Raw genomic sequence first — 23,037 nt, forward strand, 5'->3', positions numbered from 1 at the left:
AACGCTGATCGTGAGCGTCCCCTCTCCCGCCATAGCCCGTCGAGAGACGGGCGTCTTGCAGACGCCATATGGCGGGGGAGGGTCAGGGAGGGGGCCTTTCAGAGATAAACTCTCTTGCAAGCAGAGCGCGTGACCGTCTCTATTGTGAAGGCGAAGCGGGGAAGGGAAGACATATGGCCAGCGATCGCGCTCCCGAGTCCAGCGAAGCGATGCGGCGCATGCGCGAAATCGCGCATCCCCTCGGGCATTTTCTCTCGGAGAGCTTTCACTTCCTGGGGCTGTTCGCCATCGGCGGCGCGACCGTCTGGGCGGCGGCCAAAGCCTTTATTGAGATGACCGGGAAGGGCCATGCGTCGATCGAGGATCTGCTTCTGCTCTTTATCTACCTCGAGGTCGGGTCGATGGTGGGCATTTATTTCAAGACAAATCACATGCCCGTGCGTTTTCTGCTTTACGTCGGCATCACGGCGCTGACCCGCCATATGATCGGCTATGTCCAGAAGGATGCGCCGCCGGACTTCGGGATTCTCATCCTCGCCGGCGGCACGCTGATCCTGGCGCTTGCGGTCTTCATCGTCCGCTATGCGTCGTTCCACTATCCGTCGTCCGAGGCGAGCGACCCCGGGCGCGAGACGGCGTAGACGGGGGCCTTACGCCCCCTTCTCGGCCGGCAGATTCAGCCTGATGTGCAGCTCGCGGAGCTGCTTCATCGTCGCCTCGCTCGGCGCGCCCATCAGCGAGTCTTCGGCGCGCTGGTTCATCGGGAAGAGCGTCACCTCGCGCAGATTTTCTTCCTCGGCGAGCAGCATCACGATGCGGTCGACGCCCGGCGCAATGCCGCCATGCGGCGGGGCGCCATATTGGAAGGCGCGATACATGCCGCCGAATTTCTCGAGCAGCACATCCTCGCCATAGCCCGCGATCTCGAAGGCCTTCTTCATGATCTCGGGGCGATGGTTACGAATGGCGCCCGAGGAGAGCTCCACGCCGTTGCAGACGATGTCGTACTGATAGGCGAGGATGTCGAGCGGGTCTTTCGTCTCCAGCGCCTCCATGCCGCCCTGCGGCATGGAGAAGGGATTGTGCGAGAAGTCGATCTTCTTGTCCTCGTCGTTCCACTCGTACATCGGGAAGTCGACGATCCAGCAGAATTCGAAGACGTCGGTTTTCGACAGGCCCAGCTCATTGCCGATGCGCAGACGCGCGGCGCCGGCGAGCTTCGCCGCCGGCGTCTCCTCGCCCGCCGAGAAGAAGACGGCGTCCCCCGCCTTCACGCCGGCCTTGGCGGCGATCTTCATCTGGACGTCCTCAGGGATGAATTTCGCGATTGGTCCCTTCCCAATCAGTTTTTCTTCAACTCTGTATGTATTTTCATTAATCAGCCCCGATGTGACTTCCCCTTCAAAAACTATGTAGCCGAGGCCCGGCGCGCCTTCGGAACGCGCCCAATCGTTGAGCTTGTCGAAGAAACTGCGGGGCTGCGACGCTGCGCCGGGCGCCGGGATGGCGCGCACGGTCTTGCCCTTGAAGGCTTTGAAACTGACATTCTCGCCTTCGAACTCTTCCGAGACGTCGACGATCACCAGCGGATTGCGCAGATCCGGCTTGTCCGAGCCATATTTGAGCATGGCCTCGCGGAAGGGGATGCGCGGGAATTTTTGCGTGACGGGCTTGCCCTTCGAGAACTCCTCGAAGACGCCGCGCAGCACGGGCTCCATCGCCTCGAACACGTCTTCCTGCGTGACGAAGCTCATCTCGACGTCGAGCTGGTAGAATTCGCCGGGCGAGCGGTCGGCGCGCGCATCCTCGTCGCGGAAGCAGGGCGCGATCTGGAAATAGCGGTCGAAACCCGCGACCATCAGCAACTGCTTGAATTGCTGGGGCGCCTGCGGCAGCGCATAGAACTTGCCGGGATGCAGGCGCGAGGGCACCAGAAAGTCGCGCGCGCCCTCGGGCGAGGAGGCAGTCAGGATCGGCGTCTGGAACTCGAAGAAGTTGCCGGCTTTCATGCGCGAGCGGATCGAGTCGATGATGCGGCCGCGCAGCATGATGTTGGCGTGGAGCTTCTCGCGGCGCAGGTCGAGGAAGCGATATTTGAGGCGGATGTCTTCCGGGTAGTTCTGGTCGCCAAAGACTGGGAGCGGCAGCTCGCCCGCCGGGCCGAGCACCTCGATCTCATTCACATAGATTTCGACGTGGCCCGTCGGCATGTCCGGGTTCTCGGTGCCGGCCGGGCGCTTGCGCACCTCGCCGTCGAGCCGCACGACCCATTCCGAGCGCAGCTTCTCGGCCTGCGCGAAGGCGGGCGAATCGGGGTCGACCACGCATTGGGTGAGGCCGTAATGGTCGCGCAGGTCGATGAACAGCACGCCGCCATGGTCGCGGATGCGGTGGCACCAGCCGGAGAGGCGGATTTTTTGACCCGCGAGCGCTTCGGTGGGCTCTCCGCAGGTATGCGAACGGTAGCGATGCATGGGCCGCTTTCGGTTGGAAATATCGGGGGCGCCGGAAGGGCCCGGCGTTTGCGCGCCAAGAAGCGCAATGGGATTGTCCCTGTCAAGCCGGGGAGGGAGGCGTTCTGGCTGGGACGTTTGGCGTTACTGCGTTACCCCCTCCCTGTCCCTCCCCCGCTAAAGCGGGAGAGGGGACGCTCGCGATCAGCATTGTCGATGAAGGCCACAATCTGCTCCCTCTCCCGCGAAGCGGGGGAGGGTCGGTGAGGGGGCAATCCAGCGCCACAAATCCTGCCGCCGTTTCCGATGACGGCCGCGCTCCGCCCCTCTCCCCGCGCGTGAGCGGGGAGAGGTTGGGTGAGGGGCGTGGGGGATGAGTGGTAACGAAAAACGCAGCAGGAGCTCGCAATGCACGTCCGGGCTCCACCCCTGGCCCCTCACCCAGCCTCTCCCCGCAAGCGGGGAGAGGGGCGGACGTCGCCTCCCTACGTAGGAGAAGGCGCGGCGGGCGGCGCTTATTTTCGGAAGAACGCCTCGGCCGCGGACGTCGCTGCGCGTTTGGCCTGTGCGGCCGCCTCGAGGCGGGCGATCTCTTCTTTCAGCAAGAGGATTCGAGATTCGAGTTCCGCAATCGACAAAAGATCGAGAGGCTGGCCGATGTCATAGGCAGGGCGGGGGCGGGGCGCGTCTTCGTCCGTCATGAGCTTTCCTCTCGAGGGTCATCGACAACAAATGATGCCGAAAGGCGTGCTCGGAAAAGTAACACACGCGGGGGAGACTCCAATTCTCGCAAATTCCAACAAGACCGCTCCGGGGCTCTATTTTTAACCCAAGCGTATGTATTTATTGGAGTAGTTCGCATGAACCGCATCCTTTTCGGGGTATTGACCTTGCTGCCCGTCATTTTCGGGCGAAAGCTCCTGGGGCTGGTTTTCGCGCCGGAGGAAAGCGGCGAGTCCGGCGTCCGCGCGGCCACAATCCGCGGCCTGGCGAAAATGGCCGGCGCGAGCGGTCTGGATGAGCGCGGCTTCGGCGTTCTTAGCCTGCTGGCTGTCGCCTATTCGGCTGTTTTCGGCCTCGCCACGGATTTGATGCTCAGGGACAAGGGATTCGGCGCCAACCTCAATGGGCTTTTGGGCTTTCTCGGCGGCGGGGCGGTGGTGGCGGTCTGGCTCGCTATCTCGCCGAGAGCCGCTTTGGCCGCCCTCTCCGGCGTCCTGGTCACCACTATGGCCGGCTCGACCCTTCTGCTCGTGGCCTTCTGCGTCATCAAGGCGATCGTGCACGCCAGCGTGGATGATGTCCTGAGCGGCGCGAATGCGCCGGCGCGCAGGGAGTCGACACCCGCGAGTCGCTTGCCGGCGTCCCGCATCGCAGCCGTCATCGACCGCCAGCGCTAGCGCGATAACCAATCTCGGCAAATAAGAATCCGAGACCCGCGCCTCGGCGGGGCCGGTTGGAGCGCCAGCTGAAAAATCAGCCCTCGTCGCGACAATTGTTCCGGCCTATCTGCTATTGTGCGCCCGCGAAGCCGAACGGGGTTCGTCCGGCCACGGCAAAGACCGGCATTCGACCGTCATTGGCGGAAAGACGAGAGCGATGACGAAGTGGGTTTATAGTTTCGGCGGCGGCGCGTCCGAGGGCTCGGCGGCCATGCGAGACCTTCTGGGCGGCAAGGGCGCCAATCTCGCCGAGATGGCGGCGCTTGGGCTGCCTGTTCCGCCGGGCTTCACCATCACCACTGAGGTCTGCGCCCATTTTTACGCCAAAGGCCGCGGCTTCCCGGCCGATCTCGAGGCGCAGGTCGAGGCCGCACTGGCGGAGATCGGGCGCGTCGCCGGCCATGCCTTCAACGATCCGAATTGGCCGCTGCTCGTCTCCGTGCGCTCCGGGGCGCGCGCCTCCATGCCCGGCATGATGGATACGGTGCTCAATCTCGGCCTCAATGACGAGACCGTCGAGGCGCTCGCCAATTACTCGGGCGACGCGCGTTTCGCCTGGGACTGCTACCGGCGCTTCGTCGAGATGTATTCCTCGGTCGTGCTCGGCGTCGAGCACCATATTTTCGAGGATGCGCTGGAGGAGCTGAAAGAATCGAAAGGGCTGACGCTCGACACGCAGCTGACGGCCGACGATTGGCGCGCGGTGGTGAAGCAGTTCAAGGCGATCATCGAAGCCAATGCCGGCGTCGCCTTTCCGCAGGACCCGCGCGCGCAGCTCTGGGGCGCGATCAAGGCGGTCTTCTCCTCCTGGATGAACCACCGCGCCATCGTCTATCGCCATCTGCACAATATCCCGGAGAACTGGGGCACGGCCGTCAACGTGCAGGCCATGGTCTTCGGCAATCTCGACGCCAATTCCGCGACCGGCGTCGCCTTTACGCGCAATCCCTCGACCGGCGTGAAGGAGCTTTACGGCGAATATCTCTTGAACGCTCAGGGCGAGGACGTCGTCGCCGGCCTGCGCACGCCGCAGCCGCTGACCGAAGTCGCCAGCCGCGCCTCGCCGGGCGAGAAGATCTCGCTCGAAGCGACCATGCCGAAAGTCTTCGCGGAGTTCGTGCAGGTCGCCGACCGTCTCGAGCGCCATTACCGCGACATGCAGGACATGGAGTTCACGATCGAGCGCGGCAAATTATGGATGCTGCAGACGCGCTCGGGCAAGCGCACGGCGCGCGCCGCCTTGAAGCTCGCGGTCGATATGGCGAAAGAGGGCCTCATCACGCGCGAGGAGGCGCTGCTGCGCGTCGAGCCGACCTCGCTCGATCAATTGCTGCACCCGACGATCGACCCTGCCGCCCGACGCGACATTCTGGCGACCGGCCTGCCGGCCTCGCCCGGCGCGGCTTTTGGCGAAATCGTCTTCAACCCGGAAGAAGCGGCGGCGCTCGCGGCCTCGGGACGCAAGGTCATTCTGGTGCGCACCGAGACGAGCCCGGAAGACATCCATGGCATGCACGCCGCCGAAGGTATTCTGACGGCGCGCGGCGGCATGACCTCGCATGCGGCGGTCGTTGCGCGCGGCATGGGCAAGCCCTGCGTCACAGGCGTCGGCGCCTTGCGCATCGATTATGAGGAGCAGTGCTTCACGATCGTCGGCAAGCGTTTCGTGAAGGGCGACAAGCTCACGATCGACGGTTCGGCGGGCCATGTCATCGCCGGCGAAGTGAAGATGCAGCGCCCTGAGCTTACCGGCGAATTCGCCGTGCTGATGGGCTGGGCCGATCAGGTTCGCCGCCTCAAGGTGCGGGCCAACGCCGAGACGCCGTCGGATGCGCGCGCAGCGCGCCGCTTCGGCGCCGAGGGCATCGGCCTCGCGCGCACCGAGCACATGTTCTTCGAGGGCGAGCGCATCGTTGCGGTGCGCGAGATGATCCTGGCCGACGACGCGGAGGGGCGGCGCGCGGCGCTCGCCAAGCTGCTGCCGATCCAGCGCGAGGATTTCAAGCATCTCTTCGAGATCATGGCCGGGCTGCCGGTGACGATCCGCCTGCTCGATCCGCCCTTGCACGAGTTTTTGCCGCACACGGATTCAGAGCTTGCGCAGGTGGCGCGCGCCATGGGCGCAGACCCCGTGAAGCTGCGCCGCCGCGCGCTGCAGCTTTCCGAATTCAACCCGATGCTGGGTTTTCGCGGCGTGCGTCTCGCGGTGGTGTTCCCCGAGATCGTCGACATGCAGGCGCGCGCGATTTTCGAGGCGGCGATCGAGGCGAGCCTCTCGACCGGCGCGCCCGCGCAGATCGAGATCATGGCGCCGCTCGTGTTTTCCCGGGCCGAGCTCGATCTCGTCAACGCCCGCGTCGACGCCATGGCGAAGCTCGTCGAGGACGAGACGGGTCTTCGCCCGCGCTACCACATCGGCACGATGATCGAGCTGCCGCGCGCCGCGCTGCGGGCCGGCGAGATCGCGCCATCGGCGGATTTCTTCTCTTTCGGCACGAACGACCTCACTCAGACGACCCTCGGCATTTCGCGCGACGATTCGGGCTCGTTCCTCGGCGCCTATATCGAGAAGGGCGTGCTGCCGCATGATCCCTTCGTGTCGATCGACCAGGAGGGCGTCGGCGAGCTTGTCGCGCTAGGCTGCCAGCGGGCGCGCGCATCGCGCCCCGACATCGCGCTCGGGGTCTGCGGCGAGCATGGCGGCGATCCGGCGTCGGTCGCCTTCTTCGAGAAGATCGGCATCGACTATGTGTCGTGCTCGCCCTTCCGCGTGCCGATCGCGCGGCTCGCCGCGGCGCAGGCGGCTCTGGGCAAGACCGCCGAAGGAACCGCGTAGCGCGCGCGGCCTGCGTTGGCCGGACCGTTCGTCAGGCCTGCGCCGGCTCGGGCGCAGGTTGGAGAGGGGCTCCCTCCATGTCGTCCTCGATATGGTTTGCCTCGAACCGCCGCACGATCAGCCGCACGAGGTAAAGCCCGAATTCGGGGTTCTGAAAATAGAGCTGCTCGAACTGCTCATAGGTGATCGCGAGCAGGCGGACGTCCGTCGCGCATCTCGCGCTCGCCGTGCGCTTTCCGGTCTTTGTGAAAAGCGCCATCTCGCCGAAGAGCGCGCCGGGTCCGATCGTCACGCCGCGCTCGATGATCTCGATCTGGCCTTCGACCACAACATAGGCTTCCCCGCCCACGTCACCCTTCCTGAAGATAAAATCCGTCGCGGGCAGGCTCTCCGGGTGCATGAAGGGCTTCAGCCATTCGACGTTGAGGTCGTTGGCGTTGGCTTCGCGCACGCTGTCGATCAGGCGGCGCATCTCCCGCAGGCGCGAGTAGTTCAGCGGCAGGTTGATCGCATGCTTGGCGATGGTGGGGAGCGCTCCGGTCAGCAGCCCATAGGTCAGGCCGAGGCAATTGCACGCCATCGCGGTGATCCGCAACGGGATCATGCGTTTCATATAGGCGCTGCCGATGACGCTCGTGGCTTCCGCCCAGGCAAGGGCGGCTAAGGCGATCCCGCCGGCGGTCTTGCTGGCGTCGGAGGTCGCCCAGGTCGTGACGGCGTCGATCAGCTCGGACATTCTGGCTCCCCGCGGTTGCGCCCGCGCTTACCCGTTGCGCCGGTCAGTGACAAGCGCTCATGACGCCTTCGGCTGCTGGACTTTCCCGCGCGCTTACGCACATCTCCCGTCATGCGACAGGCGACGAGAATCCTCAAAATCGAGACAGGCGGGCGCGGCTTTTATGAATTCACGCCGGCGCTTGCCGATTTCGTGCGCAGCGCGCGCATGGGCGAGGGGCTGCTGACGGTCTTTTGCCGGCATACATCGGCGTCGCCGCTTATTCAGGAGAACGCCGATCCGAGCGTTTTGCGCGATCTGGAGAATGTCTTCGCGCGGCTCGCGCCCGAGGGCGCTGATTACGCGCATGATACTGAGGGCCCAGACGACATGCCCGCGCATATTCGCGCGGCGTTGACGCAGACGCAGTTGTCGATCCCGATCATCGGCGGCGCGCTGGCGCTCGGCACATGGCAGGGCGCCTTTCTCTTCGAGCACCGGCGGCGGCCGCACCGGCGCGAGATCGCGTTGCATGTGATCGGGGAATAAAGGCGACTGTCATCCCCGACGCTTCGCGTCAGCGAAGTGCTCGGGAATCCAGAAATGGAAACAATGCTATCTCGGCCCTGGATTCCCCATCGGGCCCTTGGCCCGTCGGGAATGACGCGGCTCCAAGTCGGGCGCTCAACCCGCGTGCGCGCGCACGGGGTGGCGCATCATCCGGGGCAGCACGAGATGGGGCAGCACGCCCTCGCGGATCACCGCGCGGCGGAGCGGTCCGAGCGCCGCCACGGCGATGAAGCTTGCGCCGCGGAAGAGATCGACCGGCAGATAGGGAATGATAAGCGAGCGGTTCAGCACGTCGACGCCATTGGTGCGGAAGCCGATGTCGGCGCGGCGGTGCCGGTCGTAGCGGATAAGCGCGCGCGACAGCTCGCGCTCGTTGCGCAGATCGACGCTCGCGAGGCAATCTTCGAGATCGGCGACGTCGCGCAGGCTGAGGTTCAACCCCTGTGCGCCGATCGGCGGGAAGATGTGGCAGGTCTCGCCGACGAGCGCCAGGCGCCCCTTGGCGTGCTCCGACACCTGCATCCCGCCCATGCGGAACTGGCCGATGTCGCTTTCGATCTTCATCGCGCCGAATTCGGACTTGGCGTAGTCCTCGATCTCATATTCCAGCTCCTCGCGCGGCTTGGCGAGGCGCCGGCGCGCGTCGTCGACGCTCATCAGCCAGACGAGGCTCGAGCGATGCGGCGCGTCCTCGCGCGCGGGCAGCGGCACCAGCGTGAAGGGGCCCGAGCGGGTGTGCCACTCGGTCGAAATATTGTCGTGCGGGAACTCGTGCCGCAGCATCATGGTGAGCGCAACCTGCGGATAGGTCCATTCTTTCACATCGATGCCGGCGACGGCGCGCGCGCGGCTGTTGCGGCCGTCGGCGGCGACGATGAAATCCGCCTCCAGCCGCCGTCCGTCGGCAAGCAGGGCCGCGGCGGAAGCGCCATTGACCTCATAATCAGCGATGTCGGCGTCGATGAACTGGATCTCGGGAGACGCGCGCACGAGGTCGAGCAGCACGCCGACGAGTTCGTCGTTGGAGATATTGACGCCCAGCGCCGGCAGGTCGATCTCGCTCGCGCGCAGCGCCAGCTCTGGCACGGGGAAGAGCTGATCCGTGTCGTCGATCATGCGGATGCCCTCGATCGGGCAGGCCAGCGCCTTCACCCGCTCCAACGCGCCGAGCGCGTCGAGGAACCGGACGGACGCCTCGAAGAGCGCTATGGTGCGGCCGGGCAGGGGCGGCGGAATGCGGCCGACCAGCGTCGTCTTGAGCCCCGAGCGCGCAAAGGCCAGCGCCGCCGCGAGCCCGGTCGAGCCGGCGCCGGCCACGAGAATATCGGTCTTCGTCGTCTCGCCGGTCGGCGCGGAAGGCTGGGTCATCGCTCATGATCTCCTTGATCTCGGCGCTCTCTATAGCGGGGGAGGCGCGCAAGGGCGAGGGCGGTTGCGTGCGCCAAAGGTTGCGGCTTTGAGCTTTGCGAGTTTGGGCGGTAAATGGGGCGACAGGCGGGACGGTCTCTCCGGTTTTTCCCGCCATTTGCATTGGCGAGTGGAGGTTTCGATGGTCAAGGCGATTCGCGTGCACCACCCGGGCGGCCCCGAGGCGCTGCAGCTCGAAGAGGTCGACCTGCCGGCGCCGGGGCCGGGCGAGGTGCAGATTCGCCATCGCGCCATCGGCGTGAACTTTATCGACATCTATCGCCGCACGGGAGCATATCCGGCCCAATATCCCTTCATTCCGGGCCATGAGGGGGCGGGACAGATTGTCGCGGTCGGCGAGGGCGTGACCGACTTCGAGGAAGGCGACCGCGTCGCCTATGTGGGCGCGCTCGGCGGCTACAGCGAGGCGCGCAACATCGCCGCCGACTCGGTGATCCACTTGCCGAAGTCGGTGAGCTATGAGCAGGGTGCCGTGATGATGCTCAAGGGCCTCACCGCGCAATATCTCCTGCGCCGCACCTTCCGGGTGAAGAAGGGCCATCGCGTGCTGGTGCATGCCGGGGCGGGCGGCGTCGGCCAGCTTTTGTGCCAATGGGCCGACGCGCTCGGGGCCAAGGTCATCGCCACCGTGGGCTCGCCCGAGAAGGCCGAGATTGCTCTCAAGGCCGGCGCGCGGGACGTGATTCTCTACCGCACGGAGAAATTCGAGGAGCGCGTGAAGGAGATCACCAAGGGGAGGCTGTGCGACGTCGTCTATGATGGCGTCGGACGCGCGACCTTCCCGGCTTCGCTCGACTGCCTTGCGCCCTTCGGCATGTTCGTGAGCTTCGGCTCGGCTTCCGGGCCGATCGAAAGCTTCGACATCGGGCTCTTGGCGCAGAAGGGCTCGCTCTATGCGACCCGGCCCTCGCTGTTCAACCATATCGCCAAGCGCCGCGACTATGAGGATATGGCCGAGGATATGCTCCACGCCATGAAACGGGGTTATCTGACGATCGAGCCGCCGCAAAGCTTTCCGCTGGCCGAAGCGGCGCAGGTCCATGCGGCGCTCGAATCACGCCAGACCACGGGGTCAATCGTGCTGATCCCCTGATTCGGGGGCCGCTAGCCCGATTGGATGACCTCCGAATTACAATTCATGCTTGTGTTGCCGATCGGCCACGCGCGAATAGACGTCAACTGCGCCTTGCTTACAACTTATTGAAAATACGCCTGCTCGCGCTTTTCTTGGCTTGCGTGGCGCGGACAAGCTTGGCCAAAAAAGACAGGTTTTCGGCGCCCTAGCTCGAGCCTGCGACGAAAAAGGCGCGAGCATTTTTCCCAAAATGGGCTATCTTGGAGCTGTTCCGGCTTTGAGGTTCCTCCCGCCTCTCGATTAGCCCGAACCGCCTCAATGACCCGGCCTTCGACGCCGGGTTTTTTTCGGCTCCCGCCCGGCAACCGGGCACGCTTTCATGTTGCAATCGGGGACAAAGAGTCCCATCCTTTAGATGCGGCCGAGAATTGGCCGTGAAGCATGAGGGTTGCAACGCTGTCGACAAGTGTTCATCCGGGGGCGGGCATCGCCTCCCAGCCGAAAATCGGCGCGAGAGCGCCGCTTGGCGGCTCGATCGTGCAAAATGTCCTCAACGCCCTGGACGAGACGAAGGCCGAGGACATTATCTCCATCGATCTGCGTGGGAAGACGGCGCTCGCCGATGAAATGATCATCGCGACGGGCCGCTCGACCGTGCATGTCGGCGCCGTTGCCGACAAGGCGATCAAGGCCCTCAAGGAGGCGGGCGTTTCGGCGCGCGTCGAGGGCCTGCCCCAGTGCGACTGGGTGTTGATCGACGCCGGCGACATCATCGTCCACATCTTCCGTCCCGAGGTGCGCCAATTCTACAACCTCGAGAAGATGTGGGGCGGCGATCGACCGGTGGAGATGCGGCTGGTCTGACGCATCATCCCCAAAAGTGCGCAGCGGTTTTGGGGTAAGATGATGCGAGAAAGATAGCCGCGTGCGATTGGGCATTATTTGCGTGGGCCGGTTGAAGGCCGGCCCCGAGCGCGAGATTTACGCGCGCTACGCCGAGCGCATCGCCGCGCTGCGGCGCATCGGGCTCGAAGGCCTCGACCTCAAGGAAATCGACGAAAGCAAAGCCAAGAGCTCGGCCGAGCGCATGGCGCGCGAGGGCGAGGAGATGCTCGCGCTGCTGCCGGAGGATTCGGCGCTCATCGTGTTCGACGAGCGTGGCAAGGCGGCGGATAGCGCGGCGTTCGCCGCCTTCATCGGCCGCGAGCGCGACGCCGGGCGTAAGGCCATGTGGTTCGCGATCGGCGGTTCGGAGGGGCTCCACGCGAGCGTGCGGGCGCGGGCGACGGCGGTGTTTTCCTTCGGCGCGATGACGCTACCGCATCAGATCGTTCGCATATTGGCGGCGGAGCAGATTTACCGGGCGATGACGATTTTATCGGGTCATCCGTACCATCGAGCGTGAGCCCCCCGCCGTCATTGCGAGGAGCGCAGCGACGAAGCAATGTGTGGCCGCCCTGGATTGCTTCTCTTCGCTCGCAATGACGGGTTCCATAGGGCGTGGATTGCGCCCCTACACCCGCTGCTCATGCATCGTCTTCTGCAGCCGCCCCATGGCCTGCTCGACCTTTTGGAAATCGCCGCGCAAAGCTTTCAGCGCGTATCGCTCCTGGTCGATCTCATGCTGGGTGCGGAAACCCAGCCGGCGCAGCAGCGGCAGCGGCGGACACCAGCCTTGTAAGGCATGCTGGAAGAGGAAGCCTGCGACGAAGACCGGCAGGGCGAGCCAGCGGCGGTCGGCGACGATCCCCAGCCCGAGACCCGCGAGGGCGAGCGTCGAAGCATTGGCTTCGAGCGCCCGCTCTATGTCCCATTCGCGATCGAGCTCGTCGAGGCGCTCGTCGATCTTGTCGGGATGCAGCGCGAAATAGACGAGCCGCTCGGTCATCGCCTCATGGATCATGCGGTTGACGGCATCGCTCGTGTGGTTCTGGACGCGATCGACGGCTGCGGCTGTGGCCATGGCGGGGACCTCTCCTGACCAAGCGCCAACCGGTGAGCCGCCGAGAAGTTCCCCGAGGCGCGCCATCGGCGACGGGGGATTCCGGTCTTTACCGCCCGGCCGTCCTGCGCTAAACCTCACCCGTAACGAGCCCTTCGCGTTACCGCGTGGGGCTTTTGCCGTTTTAAGAAGCGTGAAGACAAGATCATGACGAATGTGGCGGTGGTCGGCGCCCAATGGGGCGACGAGGGCAAGGGCAAGATCGTCGACTGGCTGTCGCTGGAGGCGGATGTCGTCGTGCGCTTCCAGGGCGGCCACAACGCCGGCCATACGCTCGTCATCGACAGCACGACCTATAAGCTCGCGCTGCTCCCCTCGGGCATCGTCCGGCCGGGCAAGCTCTCTGTCATCGGCAATGGCGTCGTGGTCGACCCCCACTTTCTGGTTGGCGAGATCGACCGGCTGCGGGCGCAGGGCGTCGAGATCACGCCGGAGAATTTCAAGGTCGCCGAGAACGCACCGATCATCCTGTCGCTGCATCGGGAGCTCGACGCGCATCGCGAAGAGGCTTCGGGCGGGGGCGCCAAGATCGGCACCACCAAGCGCGGCATCGGCCCCGCCTATGAGGACAAGGTCGGCCGTCGCGCCATCCGACTGATGGACCTCGCCGAGCCGGATACGCTCGACGACAAGATCGAGCGCGTTCTCGCCCATCATAATCCGCTGCGCCGGGGCCTCGGCCTGCCGGAGGTCGCGCCGGAGACGCTGCGCGAGGAGCTGCTCTCCGTCGCGCCGAAAATCCTGCCCTTCATGGACGCCGTCTGGGACCTCCTCGACGAGCAGCGCCGCGCCGGCAAGCGCATTTTGTTCGAGGGCGCGCAGGGCGTGCTGCTCGACGTCGACCACGGCACCTATCCTTACGTCACCTCGTCCAACACCGTCGCGGCCTCGGCGGCGAGCGGCTCGGGCCTGGGGCCGGGGGCGATCGGCTATGTGCTCGGCATCGCCAAGGCCTATACGACGCGCGTCGGCGGCGGGCCGTTCCCGACCGAGTTGACCGACAGCATCGGCGAGCTGATCGGCGACCGCGGCCATGAGTTTGGCACCAATACCGGCCGGCGGCGGCGTTGCGGCTGGTTCGACGCGGTGCTGACGCGCCAGGTGGTGAAGACCTCCGGCATCAATGGCATTGCGCTCACCAAGCTCGATATTCTCGACGGCTTCGACGAAATCAAGATCTGCACGCATTACATGCTCGACGGCAAGCGCATTGACCGCCTGCCGGCCTCACAGTCGGCGCAGGCGCGGGTGACGCCCGTCTATGAAAGCTTCCCCGGCTGGAAGGAGACGACGAGCGGCGCGCGTAGCTGGGCGGAGCTTCCGGCGCAGGCGATCAAATATGTTCGCCGCATCGAGGAGCTGATCGGCGCGCCCGTGGCGCTGCTCTCGACCAGCCCCGAACGCGACGACACCATATTGGTGCATAATCCTTTCCAGGATTGAGCTTAAGCCCGGCGTCGATGGCGTCCGCCGGGCTTTTCACCGGCCGGACCGCTTCGCGGCAAGAGGTGATTCAGCGCGGCTGGCGCGCCATGCTGCACGAACAACCCCTCCATGGCCGAGGCGTCGATGGGGCGGCTGAATAGAAAGCCTTGCGCTTCATCGCAGCCCAATTCTCTCAGGAACTCGGCCTGAGCAGCCGTTTCGATTCCTTCCGCGAGAACCTTCAAATGCAGGCTGTGGCCGAGCGCCACGATCGCGCGGGCGATCGCCGCTTCATTCTCTCCGCTCGGAAGATCGGAGACGAATGACCGGTCTATCTTGAGCTTGTTTACGGGCAGGCGCTTTAAATAGGCCAAAGACGACTGCCCCGTTCCGAAATCGTCAATCGCCAAGGAAACGCCGAATGAGCGAAGGCCGTCGAGGACATTTACGTTCTCTTGGGCTTGCCGCATCACATAGGTTTCGGTGATCTCCAGCTCCAGGAATTCCGCCGGCAATCCCGTTTCCGCCAGAATATCCGCTACCGCGCCAACGAGATCCGAGCGCTCGATCTGAACGCCGGAAATATTCACGGCAATGGGATGCAAGCCCAATCCTTTGTGCATCCATTCCATCGCCTGGCGGCAGGCGGTGCGCAAGGCCCATTCGCCCAGCTGAATGATCAGCCCGGTTTCCTCGGCGATCGGAATGAATTTATCCGGTGCGATGACGCCGCGTTCGGGGTGGCGCCAGCGCAAGAGCGCCTCCGAGCCGACGAGCCTTCCGTCGGCCAGATCGACTTGCGGCTGGTATTGGAGGAACAGCTCGCTTTGTTCCAGCGCCTTGCGCAGCTCGCCTTCCAGGAATTGCCGCTCCTGCGCCTGATCGGTCAAATGCGATTTGTAGAACAGGAACTTGCCGCGCCCTTCCTCCTTGGCTTGGTACATGGCGAGATCGGCGTTCTTGATCAGCGTCGCCGCATCTTCGCCGTCGCCGGGGTAACAGCTGACGCCAATCGACGCGCCAACCTCCAGCCGATGGCCTTGCACGACGAAGGGCCTCGACAAGACCGCGATAATTTTGGCGGCGACCTCCTGGCCGTCCTCGGGGCCGCGGGCGTTTTGCAGCAGCAGGACGAATTCGTCGCCGCCCAGCCGGGCGATTGTGGCGCCCTGGCGCAGGTTCTGCACCAACCGTTGCGCAACGGCGCGCAGGAGCGCGTCGCCGACCGGATGGCCCAGGCTGTCGTTGATATATTTGAACCGGTCCAGGTCGAGAAAGAGCAGACACATCCTTCTCCCGGTCCGCTGCGCCATCTTCATGGCCTGTTCGCAGCGTTCGTTGAACAGCTGGCGGTTGGGAAGATCGGTGAGGGAGTCGTAGTAGGCCAGGTGGTGGATATGCGCGGCCGAACGCTTCTGCTCAGTGAGGTCGTAAAAGACGCTGATGTAATTCTTCACGCTGCCGCGCTTATCGCGCACGGCGGAAATATTCTGCCAAAGTGGGATGCTCTCGCCATCCTTACGGCGATCCCAGATTTCGCCGTGCCATTCGCCTTCGCTCGACAGCTTGGCCCACAGTTGCTTGAAGAAGGTGGGATCATGCCGCTTCGATTTGAAGATGCTCGTTTTCTTCCCGATGACCTCATCGGGCTCATAACCGAGAATACGGCTGAAGGCGGGATTGACCCTGATGATCCTGGCCTCTGCGTCGGTGATCACGACGCCGTTCAGGCTGGTTTCAAAAACGCTGGCGGCGAGGCTCAGCTGTTCGTCGGTTTGCCGCTGGGCCGTGACGTCCTGCAGCGTTCCGTTTGCCCGTAACGGCCTTCCGTTTTCGCCGCCAAGCATTACGCCCCGGAGCTGCACCCATTTTATCCGGCCGCCCGCCAGAAGCAGACGGCAGCTCGCGCTGAAAAGGCGGCGATCACGGATCGACTCCTGGAAGGCCTCGTCCACCGCCTGGCGGTCGTCTGGATGGATGAGGGCCAGACAATCCTCATATCGGCGCGGCGGCTCGCTCAACTCCCAGATCTGAAGCAATTCGTCGGACTGTTGGATCACCTCGCCAGTGGTCAGATCCAGCTCCCAGCGGCCGATTTGGGCGATGCGTTGCGCTTCCTTGAGCTGCCGCTCGCTGTCGAGCAGCGCGTCGTGTTGCTTCTTGATCGCGGTGATGTCGGTGGCGCAGACGACGGCCCCTTCCTCCTTGCCCTTGGGATCGTGCTGGAGGGTCGCTTCCACCCAATAGAAACGATACTGCCCATCTTTTGCGAGCAGCCGATGTTCGGCCGCATAGGAGCCCGAGCAGCGCACGCGCTCGAACAAGGGCGAATGCGCCGGCCAGGGCAGGCGGGCAAGCGACTGCTCGAGACGGTTTCTTTCCTCCAGCGGCAGCCAGTCGTCGAGAACGCGGCCCGCGATTTCGCCCTCCGGGGCGCGCAGGTCGACGCGGAAGCGTCGATTGACCTGGCTGATCCGCCCCTCGGGTCCCAGAACGATCATCAAGGCGCTGGATGTGTCCATGACGCGCTGGGTGAAATCAGCCTGATTGGTTTGGCGCCGGTTGGCTTCCTGCAAGGCTTCCGCCTGCGCCTCCATCATGCGCAGCATCTTGTCCGTCCGCGCGGCGTCGATGCTCATCTGCTCCTGAATGGCGGCGTTGGCCAGGCGAAGCGCCTCGACTTCGGCGCGCAGACGCTCGGCTTCAGGTGAGAGCGAAAAATCAGGCATGGCCACCTGCCTCGAAATAGCGTCCGAGAAACGCTGTGACCTCGTCGACGGCGCGCGTTACCGGCTGAGAAAGTCCGATGTGAAATGGCGTGAGGGTCTCGACTTCCGCCCCGATGATCTCGATGGCCGGCATCGTCTCGGGAAGCGCGGCGAGCGCGCGCAGGACATAGCCGAGGCCGAGGCCGTGAGCCGCCGGCGTGGCTTCTTCCACGACCGAGGCCAGGGAGGGCCGATGCACGCGCCCCGGGCTCCCTGCGGGCGCCAGCGCGTCGACGATGACGACTTCGTCGCAGTCTTGAAACAGCGCCAACGCCGCTGGGCCGGGGACGCCTGCTTCCGTCAGGCGCAGGCTGGCCGGGCGCTTGCGCGCCGCAAGTCGTTCATAGACAGCCGGGCCGAAGCCGTCGTCGCCATGCAGCGGATTGCCAAAGCAGACGATATGGCGCCGCCTCGTGAAAGGGCTTTCATTCATGCGCCGAAATGAACCTTCCTTCCGGTGTCCAGCATATGGACCGTGCAAACGAGGCAAGGGTCGTGGGATCGGATGATATGACCGATCTCGACGGGATCGTCAGGGTCGCGCACCTCGACGCCGACCAGGCTCTGTTCCCAATGGCCGGGCTGGCCGGCGCTGTCGCGCGGCGAAGCGTTCCAGGCGGTCGGCGTGACGATTTGATATTTCTCGATGACGCCGTCCCTGATCTTGATCCAATGGCCGAGCGCGCCGCGCGCCGCCATGATCAGGCCGTAGCCGTCGCCATCTGATTCATTGGCGGGCGGAACGAAATGCTCGCCATCGAGATCGGCGGCAAGTTGGTCGAGCATGCGCCGCGCATGCAGGAATTCATGGGCGATGCGCCGCGCCCGCGCGAATTGCCGCAACCAGGCGCCGCCGCCTTCCAATGCGTTGAGCGAGGCGATCAGGGGATCGCCGCCGATCAGCAATTCGGCGAGCGGGCCCGTCTGGACGACCTTGTCGCCATAGCGCGGCGCCTTGGACCATGTGTAGCGATCGCCGCCGGGCTCGTAATTGGGGATGGTTTCGCCGTTCCATGGATGGCGGCCGCCTTCATAGTGCCGGAACCAGGAATGGCGCACATGCTCGTTGATCTGCGTCTGATCGAGCGGCGCGATCGCCCCCGTTTCGCCGTCGTAAAAGCCCGACGCCAGGAGAGTGGCGTCGGCGTCGATCGTCGAAGGATCGCGCCACGCTCCATAGCTCAACATATGTTTGGCGCCCGCCGCGGAGCGATGCAGCCCCAACGCGCGCACGCAGCGGCTGAGCATGCCGAGCGCGCTCGCCGCATGGGCGGGCGCGTCGAGCCAGGCGAAATAGTCCTCCGCCTTGTCGAGCGCCAGCCAGCGCTCGAGCGGCGCGCCGATGATGCGCTGCTCATACCAGCGTTGCGCTTCGTCCAGCACGGCGCGGCAGGCGGAAATCCGGCGCAGATCGGCCGGAAGCGTCACGCCGCCGGGGGCCATGTAGGAGGAGTGCGGCCACTGCCCGCCGAAATGCGCCACGATCTGCACGACCTTCCGCGTCACCGCGAGGGTCTCGAGATAGATCGCTCCGCGAAACGGCTCGAAGGCCGCCATCATTTCGTCGAACCAGGGTTCGGCGGCGTAGCGTGGATTGCAGAAGTCGGGCGTGAAGAACAGGAAGGTCTGGCGCAGGTCGTTCTGAATGCCTTCCGCCATCAGGCAGAGATTGCGGATGCGCGTGGCGTTGGGCGGCGGAGCCGCGCTCCAGGCGCGCTCCAAAGCGAGCGCAGACGAATAGAGATGCGCCGTTCCGCAAATGCCGCAGACGCGCGGCGTGATCACAAGGGCGTCGCGCGGCGCCCGGCCGATGAGAATCTGCTCGAAGCCACGGTACATCGTGCCGATGGTGCGGGCTTCCGCCACCACGCTATCGTCCAGAGTCACGGCGAGTTCGAGATCGCCCTCGACGCGATTGAGGCTGACATTGAGCTCGACGCGCGCCATGTCAGACGTCCATCTTCTTGTCCCGGACGCGCGCGGGCGCGGCGGCGCGGGCGAGATTCTTATAAGCCATGTAGCGGGCGCGCTCGACGCCGACAGGCAGGCGCAGCGGAATGTCGCCGATCTTCGCCGTTGCGAAGAGGTCCGTTTCGCGGGGGAAATTGGGCGCCGTGCAGCCGAAGCAGGGGACGCCCGCCCGCGTCTTGCTGTTGACGCCGTTCCAAAGATCGCTGTTGCAGACCGCCTGGGTCAGCGGGCCCTGGCAGCCGAGATTGTAGAACAGGCAGGCGCGGCCGCCGAGCTCCAAGTCCTCAACGTCGTATTCGTGGTATTCGTTCCGCGTACAGCCTTGGTGCGCCAAAGTGCTGAAAAAGGCGCTCGGCCGGTTCAGCGCATCGAGGGCGAGCGGCAGGTCCTGGGCAATCGCCGCCAGCGTCTGGGTCATGGCGTGGGGATGCGCCGGGCAACCGGCGATATTGATGACGGGCAGGCCCGAACCTGCGCGCCAGTCCGCGGGGAAAAGGCCGCCCGGCGTCTCCCGGTCGAATTGCAGGCCGATGCAATCGGCGGGGTTGGGGCTCGCCGCGTGGACGCCGCCGAAACTGGCGCAAGTGCCCATGGCGACAACGAAATTCGCGCGCTGGGCGAGCGCGCGCGCGATCTCCATGCGCGCCCGGCCCCGGTAGCTGTCGAAAAGGCCGGTGCCGCGCGGGGCGGTGATGATGCTGCCCTCGACGCACAGGATGTCGAGCTTTTGGACGCCCGACGCAATGCCGTCGATCAGCGCGTCATAACGCTTCATCGGCGCATGCGAGATGGAGGGATGCCAGAGCAGCTCGATCCCGCAGGAGGCGAAAAGCTGCTCGAAGCTCGGGGCTTCAGCGCTCAGAATCGCAAGCGAATCCCCGCCGCAAGCCCCGGTCTGCAACCAGAACAAGGTTTTCACGAGCGCCCCTTTCCATCCCGCGCACGCCGCGATTAGGCGCTTAAAAGCTTGAGACTTCTTGAATGGTTTAGCTAGCCCGAAAATTCGCGGCGTGGTTGAGTGACGGCGTTCGGCTGCTGGCGGGCGCATTGGCGCCCTGGGGCCATTCGGACCTTTAAAGCGGGCCGGCCGAGGCGTTCAACGAAGACGCGCGCCGGCGAACGTCGTTCTTTGAAAAATTACGCGACCCCGTCGAAAAGCGCGGCGGCCTCGCCAAGGTCGAATTCAGCAATGAGCGCGGGAGATAAAGGGTCTTCGCCGCCGAGCCAGGCCTCGATCGCCGTGGGCGCCCGCAAGGCGATCTCCAGCGCTGTGGTAACCTCGTATAGTCCCCAGGCGAGGCCCGACTGGCGCAAGGCGTTCATCATGGCGTTTTGGACGAGGCTGCGCACGACCAGATGCGGCGTCGATATGGTCGCCTCGTCTCCCTCGCCCTCGGCCGCCGCAACGCAGGCCAGCTTATCCAACGCGGCATGACCGCGGCATGCAAGCGGACGGAGCCGATAGGCGATGCAGAGGTCTTTCTCGATCAGCGGACAATAGTGCTTGGCCGCCAAGCGCGACGCTTCATCCAGGCTCCCGACCGTTTCCGTCGCCTCGGCGATGCGGCGCGGGAGGTCGATCCCCCGCGCCTCGAATGCCCGGGCATTGACGTCGACGAAACGGGCCAACAGGAAAACTTCGGGCGCCGTCGCGACGACGCGAAGACGGCAGCACGCCGCGCATTCGCCATGACAGGCGATCGCTGGCGCGCCTTCCGCCTGGATGACGACATTTTTCTCGAAAAGGTCGAAAGCCTGCGCGCAAAGGGCGCCGATGAGATCAGCCTGATTGCGGTGCACGGCGACCGTATCGCCGAACGCACGGCTTGTCGCCCGGAAGAAGGAAGCGGGCCCGTCCTCGCGCATGTTTTCGAGTTCCTGTTGTTAGGCGCCCATCCTCAAAATCTATATCCCAATTTGGCGACGACCGTGCGCGGCGCGCCGGGGAAGTAAATTCCGGAGCTGGATGTCTGCTGATAATAGCTGTTGCTGATCTGGCCAATATAGGCCGTGTCGAAAACATTCAGCACCGAAAGGCTGGCGTTGAAGGTGCCGAAAGCGAGCTTGCGCTCATATCCCAGATGGAGATCGAGCGTCGCATAGCCGGCGATGGGCTGGAAACCCGACGTGTCGCCCGAACGCGAGCCGACGATGTGGACAATGGGGGTAAAGACGAAATCCGAGAAGCGCAAATTGCCGCCGGCCGTCGAGATCCAATAGGGCACGTCGGGGAGCTGGCGCCCCTTCACCTGATTGTTCAAACGGGTGAGCAAGGGCGCCATTGCGAAGGTCGGGAGATCCTGAACGAAAGTTGCGCGCTGATAGCCGATCGACCCAAAGAGATCGATGCCATCGACGGGCGTGTAATGGCCGATCGCCTGGGCGCCGTAACTCTCGCTTTCGCCGACATTCTGCGAGTAGGAAACGCCGATGCCGGGATCGTAGGCCACGCCCTTATTGTGGTTGCGGGAGTAGTAGAACGTCGGCTGAATGTAGCCCGAGCCGAACGACTCATTGAAGGACCAGCGGGCGCTGACGTCGACCTGCGCGGATGTTTCCGGGCGAATCTGGCTCCAGGCCTGATCGGCGGTGATCCCGTTCTTGAGAAAGGCGGCGAAGTTCTGCTGATAAGCCGGCCAGACGTCGAAAGAGGGACCGCCATAGCCGCCGGCCGCGCTCACTTTGAGCTGCAAATCCTTGTTCACGTCATAGGCGAGCGAGCCGAACGGCAGGAATGCGCCGACCGTGAAGCTGTTCACGCTCCGCGTCGTGAGGACGCCGGGCGAGAGCGCCAGCGCCATATCATAGGAATAGGCGCCGAGCCCCGTCGCGCTGCGCGCGTCGATGCCGGCCATCGTCTCCCAATTGTAGCGAACGCCTCCCGTCGCATGCAGCGGCCCGAAGTCGCGTGACGCAATGCCATAGACCGAATTGTTGACGTGGGACCCGGTTTGCTGCGCGAGCAGCGACCAGTTCGGCGCCGTCAGTCCGCCGAGAACATTGGGCGTATACATTTTCCACGCCGACGGCGGGCCGGGCAGATTCTGCACGCCATACCAATGGCCGAGCGTGACGTCCGTGTCGTAGAGCCGCGACTTGATCTCGCTGGTGACGCCCCAGCTATCGTGATTGATCAGCCAATTGCGAATCTGGCCGTTGGCCATGCCGTCGAGATAATAGCCGTCTTCGCGGAAATAATACGGCTTCACCACCACGCTTGTCGTGTCGTTTACGTGGAGCGTAAATTCGCCGAGCGCCGTCCAACTGTCGAAAGATTGGACATTGTAGTTGTAGTAATTGGCGGCGAGCGCCGGAACCCGGTTCGAAACCGGCGAGAAATTGTAATAGCGATAAGAGTTGAGCTGCCGAACCTGATCGTAATTCAGGCCGGCATAAGTGTTCGCGTCATAGCTGCTTTTGGCGATGAAAACCTTCGCGTCGACATAGTCGGTGGGTTTGGTCTCGATTCCAACCGCAAATCCCGACTTCCCTTGCGGCGCCTTGCCGGGGCCGCGCCATTGATGCGCGTCGGTCCAGGAGCCCGACAGGAACACTTTCGTCGTGCCGTTGAGGAAGGCGCCGGTGTCGACGCGGGCGAAGGTTCTCAGGAAGCTCGACGAGCCGACCGATTGCGACACTTCTGCGCCGAATTTCTCCGCGCCCCATCTGAGGCGGCTGTCGATGACGCCCGGAATGGTGAGATAGGAGTTGATGTTCGACGGAATCGGGCCCTGATAGAGATCAATCGACTCGAAGTTTTCGTTGTCGATGATAAAGGTCGATCCGGGGCCGGGATTAATGCCGTTGATCGGCAGGCCGTCGACGAGGACCATGCCAGCGCCATGGCTGCTGACCTCGCCGCGAATGCGGATGCCTTTCAAGCCGCCCGGCAGATTGACGAGACCATAGGCGTCGATCGGCGGCGCATCGACCGAGGGCAGGAAGGAGACCGCGCGGAGCGGGTTCGCGCCGCCCGCGCCGGTTGCGAGCTGAATGCCCCGTTGATCGACGCGATAGGTTGTGGATGGCGTGTGCGGGACGGCGCCGATGATGGGGCCCGAAAGTTTCTCCTGCGATGCCGCGCGCGCGGGATCGGGATTTGAAGGGGCGCCGGCGTTTCTCGCGCGGCTGCGGGCGCTCGCATTTGTCCCCTGCGCGCCCACCTCGATCGACGGGAGCGTGGTCTGGGCGACGGCGTCATGCGCAAGCAGAAGCAGTAAAGGGATGGAGGCGCCGGCCTTCAGGGCCGACAACTTGCGCGTGTGGTTGATGATGCGGAGAACCATTTGAGCCCCTTCGCCGTGGTCCGATATATATTGCAACTATCGAACCGATTCAGGGGCTTCCAAGCA

General features: G+C 64.4%; 19 protein-coding genes. 8 read left to right on the forward strand and 11 right to left on the reverse strand.

Annotated elements, in window-relative coordinates:
• Positions 1–173: 173 nt before the first annotated feature.
• A complete protein-coding gene (locus tag OGR47_RS05735) occupies positions 174–641 on the forward strand; it encodes a phosphate-starvation-inducible protein PsiE (RefSeq protein WP_165047737.1) in 468 nt (155 codons plus the stop codon).
• Between the two features lie 9 nt (positions 642–650).
• Here OGR47_RS05735 and aspS read toward each other — a convergent pair whose 3' ends face one another.
• Together aspS and OGR47_RS05745 are read right to left on the reverse strand one after the other, a co-directional pair.
• Positions 651–2,474, reverse strand: a complete 1,824-nt coding sequence (aspS, locus tag OGR47_RS05740) for an aspartate--tRNA ligase (protein ID WP_165047740.1) — start codon at positions 2,472–2,474, stop codon at positions 651–653.
• Positions 2,475–2,968: 494 nt separating this feature from the next.
• A complete protein-coding gene (locus tag OGR47_RS05745) occupies positions 2,969–3,154 on the reverse strand; it encodes a DUF1192 domain-containing protein (RefSeq protein WP_165047742.1) in 186 nt (61 codons plus the stop codon).
• A gap of 159 nt (positions 3,155–3,313) precedes the next feature.
• Between OGR47_RS05745 and OGR47_RS05750 the strand changes: the two genes are divergently transcribed.
• Complete coding sequence (locus OGR47_RS05750; RefSeq protein WP_165047744.1) at positions 3,314–3,853, forward strand: hypothetical protein; 540 nt, start codon at positions 3,314–3,316, stop codon at positions 3,851–3,853.
• A 199-nt stretch (positions 3,854–4,052) separates the two neighbouring features.
• Positions 4,053–6,731 carry a pyruvate, phosphate dikinase gene (ppdK, locus tag OGR47_RS05755; RefSeq protein ID WP_165047746.1) on the forward strand — a complete coding sequence of 893 codons (2,679 nt, stop codon included), beginning with the start codon at positions 4,053–4,055 and terminating at the stop codon, positions 6,729–6,731.
• Between the two features lie 31 nt (positions 6,732–6,762).
• On the opposite strand, the gene OGR47_RS05760 is transcribed toward ppdK, so the two are convergent.
• A complete protein-coding gene (locus OGR47_RS05760) occupies positions 6,763–7,467 on the reverse strand; it encodes a cyclic nucleotide-binding domain-containing protein (protein ID WP_165047749.1) in 705 nt (234 codons plus the stop codon).
• Between the two features lie 111 nt (positions 7,468–7,578).
• On the opposite strand from OGR47_RS05760, the gene OGR47_RS05765 reads away from it, so the two are divergent.
• The gene (locus tag OGR47_RS05765; protein ID WP_165047751.1) at positions 7,579–7,995 is read left to right on the forward strand and encodes a secondary thiamine-phosphate synthase enzyme YjbQ; all 417 of its coding nucleotides are present in this window, start codon (positions 7,579–7,581) and stop codon (positions 7,993–7,995) included.
• A 135-nt stretch (positions 7,996–8,130) separates the two neighbouring features.
• On the opposite strand, the gene OGR47_RS05770 is transcribed toward OGR47_RS05765, so the two are convergent.
• Positions 8,131–9,384 carry an FAD-dependent monooxygenase gene (locus OGR47_RS05770; RefSeq protein ID WP_165047753.1) on the reverse strand — a complete coding sequence of 418 codons (1,254 nt, stop codon included), beginning with the start codon at positions 9,382–9,384 and terminating at the stop codon, positions 8,131–8,133.
• Positions 9,385–9,565: 181 nt separating this feature from the next.
• On the opposite strand from OGR47_RS05770, the gene OGR47_RS05775 reads away from it, so the two are divergent.
• From OGR47_RS05775 to rlmH, 3 genes are all read left to right on the forward strand, one after another.
• The gene (locus OGR47_RS05775) at positions 9,566–10,537 is read left to right on the forward strand and encodes a quinone oxidoreductase family protein (RefSeq protein ID WP_165047755.1); all 972 of its coding nucleotides are present in this window, start codon (positions 9,566–9,568) and stop codon (positions 10,535–10,537) included.
• Between the two features lie 423 nt (positions 10,538–10,960).
• Positions 10,961–11,383 carry a ribosome silencing factor gene (gene rsfS / locus OGR47_RS05780; RefSeq protein ID WP_165047758.1) on the forward strand — a complete coding sequence of 141 codons (423 nt, stop codon included), beginning with the start codon at positions 10,961–10,963 and terminating at the stop codon, positions 11,381–11,383.
• Positions 11,384–11,444: 61 nt separating this feature from the next.
• Positions 11,445–11,924 (forward strand): 23S rRNA (pseudouridine(1915)-N(3))-methyltransferase RlmH, encoded by a 480-nt coding sequence (rlmH, locus tag OGR47_RS05785; RefSeq protein WP_165047761.1) that lies wholly within the window; start codon positions 11,445–11,447, stop codon positions 11,922–11,924.
• Between the two features lie 108 nt (positions 11,925–12,032).
• Here the strand turns inward: rlmH and OGR47_RS05790 are convergent, their stop codons facing one another.
• The gene (locus OGR47_RS05790; RefSeq protein ID WP_165047763.1) at positions 12,033–12,482 is read right to left on the reverse strand and encodes a DUF2892 domain-containing protein; all 450 of its coding nucleotides are present in this window, start codon (positions 12,480–12,482) and stop codon (positions 12,033–12,035) included.
• Between the two features lie 186 nt (positions 12,483–12,668).
• Here OGR47_RS05790 and OGR47_RS05795 point away from each other — a divergent pair, with 186 nt between their 5' ends.
• Positions 12,669–13,964, forward strand: a complete 1,296-nt coding sequence (locus OGR47_RS05795; protein ID WP_165047765.1) for an adenylosuccinate synthase — start codon at positions 12,669–12,671, stop codon at positions 13,962–13,964.
• A gap of 2 nt (positions 13,965–13,966) precedes the next feature.
• Here the strand turns inward: OGR47_RS05795 and OGR47_RS05800 are convergent, their stop codons facing one another.
• The 6 genes from OGR47_RS05800 to OGR47_RS05825 form a co-directional block, all read right to left on the reverse strand.
• Positions 13,967–16,675 carry an EAL and GGDEF domain-containing protein gene (locus OGR47_RS05800; RefSeq protein WP_165047767.1) on the reverse strand — a complete coding sequence of 903 codons (2,709 nt, stop codon included), beginning with the start codon at positions 16,673–16,675 and terminating at the stop codon, positions 13,967–13,969.
• Positions 16,668–17,147, reverse strand: a complete 480-nt coding sequence (locus OGR47_RS05805; protein ID WP_165047769.1) for a hydrogenase maturation protease — start codon at positions 17,145–17,147, stop codon at positions 16,668–16,670. The genes OGR47_RS05800 and OGR47_RS05805 overlap by 8 nt, the downstream gene beginning before the upstream one ends.
• Complete coding sequence (locus tag OGR47_RS05810; RefSeq protein ID WP_165047771.1) at positions 17,144–18,661, reverse strand: nickel-dependent hydrogenase large subunit; 1,518 nt, start codon at positions 18,659–18,661, stop codon at positions 17,144–17,146. Before OGR47_RS05810 ends, OGR47_RS05805 begins: the two co-directional genes overlap by 4 nt.
• 1 nt (position 18,662) lies before the next feature.
• The gene (locus OGR47_RS05815) at positions 18,663–19,604 is read right to left on the reverse strand and encodes an NADH:ubiquinone oxidoreductase (RefSeq protein ID WP_165047773.1); all 942 of its coding nucleotides are present in this window, start codon (positions 19,602–19,604) and stop codon (positions 18,663–18,665) included.
• A gap of 218 nt (positions 19,605–19,822) precedes the next feature.
• Positions 19,823–20,551, reverse strand: coding sequence for a YkgJ family cysteine cluster protein (locus OGR47_RS05820; RefSeq protein ID WP_165047775.1), 729 nt, complete (start codon positions 20,549–20,551; stop codon positions 19,823–19,825).
• Between the two features lie 32 nt (positions 20,552–20,583).
• Complete coding sequence (locus OGR47_RS05825; protein ID WP_165047777.1) at positions 20,584–22,971, reverse strand: TonB-dependent receptor; 2,388 nt, start codon at positions 22,969–22,971, stop codon at positions 20,584–20,586.
• Between the last annotated feature and the right edge of the window lie 66 nt (positions 22,972–23,037).

This window comes from Methylocystis sp. MJC1, assembly GCF_026427715.1.
GTDB lineage: Bacteria > Pseudomonadota > Alphaproteobacteria > Rhizobiales > Beijerinckiaceae > Methylocystis.

Excerpts from the sequence above, each read along its gene's own strand:
- OGR47_RS05775 (WP_165047755.1), top strand. The coding sequence starts at position 9,566 with ATGGTCAAGGCGATTCGCGTGCACCACCCGGGCGGCCCCGAGGCGCTG.
- OGR47_RS05745 (WP_165047742.1), bottom strand. The coding sequence starts at position 3,154 with ATGACGGACGAAGACGCGCCCCGCCCCCGCCCTGCCTATGACATCGGC.
- OGR47_RS05800 (WP_165047767.1), bottom strand. The coding sequence starts at position 16,675 with ATGCCTGATTTTTCGCTCTCACCTGAAGCCGAGCGTCTGCGCGCCGAA.
- aspS (WP_165047740.1), bottom strand. The coding sequence starts at position 2,474 with ATGCATCGCTACCGTTCGCATACCTGCGGAGAGCCCACCGAAGCGCTC.
- OGR47_RS05825 (WP_165047777.1), bottom strand. The coding sequence starts at position 22,971 with ATGGTTCTCCGCATCATCAACCACACGCGCAAGTTGTCGGCCCTGAAG.
- OGR47_RS05770 (WP_165047753.1), bottom strand. The coding sequence starts at position 9,384 with ATGACCCAGCCTTCCGCGCCGACCGGCGAGACGACGAAGACCGATATT.
- OGR47_RS05735 (WP_165047737.1), top strand. The coding sequence starts at position 174 with ATGGCCAGCGATCGCGCTCCCGAGTCCAGCGAAGCGATGCGGCGCATG.
- OGR47_RS05790 (WP_165047763.1), bottom strand. The coding sequence starts at position 12,482 with ATGGCCACAGCCGCAGCCGTCGATCGCGTCCAGAACCACACGAGCGAT.
- OGR47_RS05805 (WP_165047769.1), bottom strand. The coding sequence starts at position 17,147 with ATGAATGAAAGCCCTTTCACGAGGCGGCGCCATATCGTCTGCTTTGGC.
- OGR47_RS05760 (WP_165047749.1), bottom strand. The coding sequence starts at position 7,467 with ATGTCCGAGCTGATCGACGCCGTCACGACCTGGGCGACCTCCGACGCC.
- ppdK (WP_165047746.1), top strand. The coding sequence starts at position 4,053 with ATGACGAAGTGGGTTTATAGTTTCGGCGGCGGCGCGTCCGAGGGCTCG.
- OGR47_RS05820 (WP_165047775.1), bottom strand. The coding sequence starts at position 20,551 with ATGCGCGAGGACGGGCCCGCTTCCTTCTTCCGGGCGACAAGCCGTGCG.
- OGR47_RS05765 (WP_165047751.1), top strand. The coding sequence starts at position 7,579 with ATGCGACAGGCGACGAGAATCCTCAAAATCGAGACAGGCGGGCGCGGC.
- OGR47_RS05795 (WP_165047765.1), top strand. The coding sequence starts at position 12,669 with ATGACGAATGTGGCGGTGGTCGGCGCCCAATGGGGCGACGAGGGCAAG.
- OGR47_RS05810 (WP_165047771.1), bottom strand. The coding sequence starts at position 18,661 with ATGGCGCGCGTCGAGCTCAATGTCAGCCTCAATCGCGTCGAGGGCGAT.
- rsfS (WP_165047758.1), top strand. The coding sequence starts at position 10,961 with ATGAGGGTTGCAACGCTGTCGACAAGTGTTCATCCGGGGGCGGGCATC.
- OGR47_RS05750 (WP_165047744.1), top strand. The coding sequence starts at position 3,314 with ATGAACCGCATCCTTTTCGGGGTATTGACCTTGCTGCCCGTCATTTTC.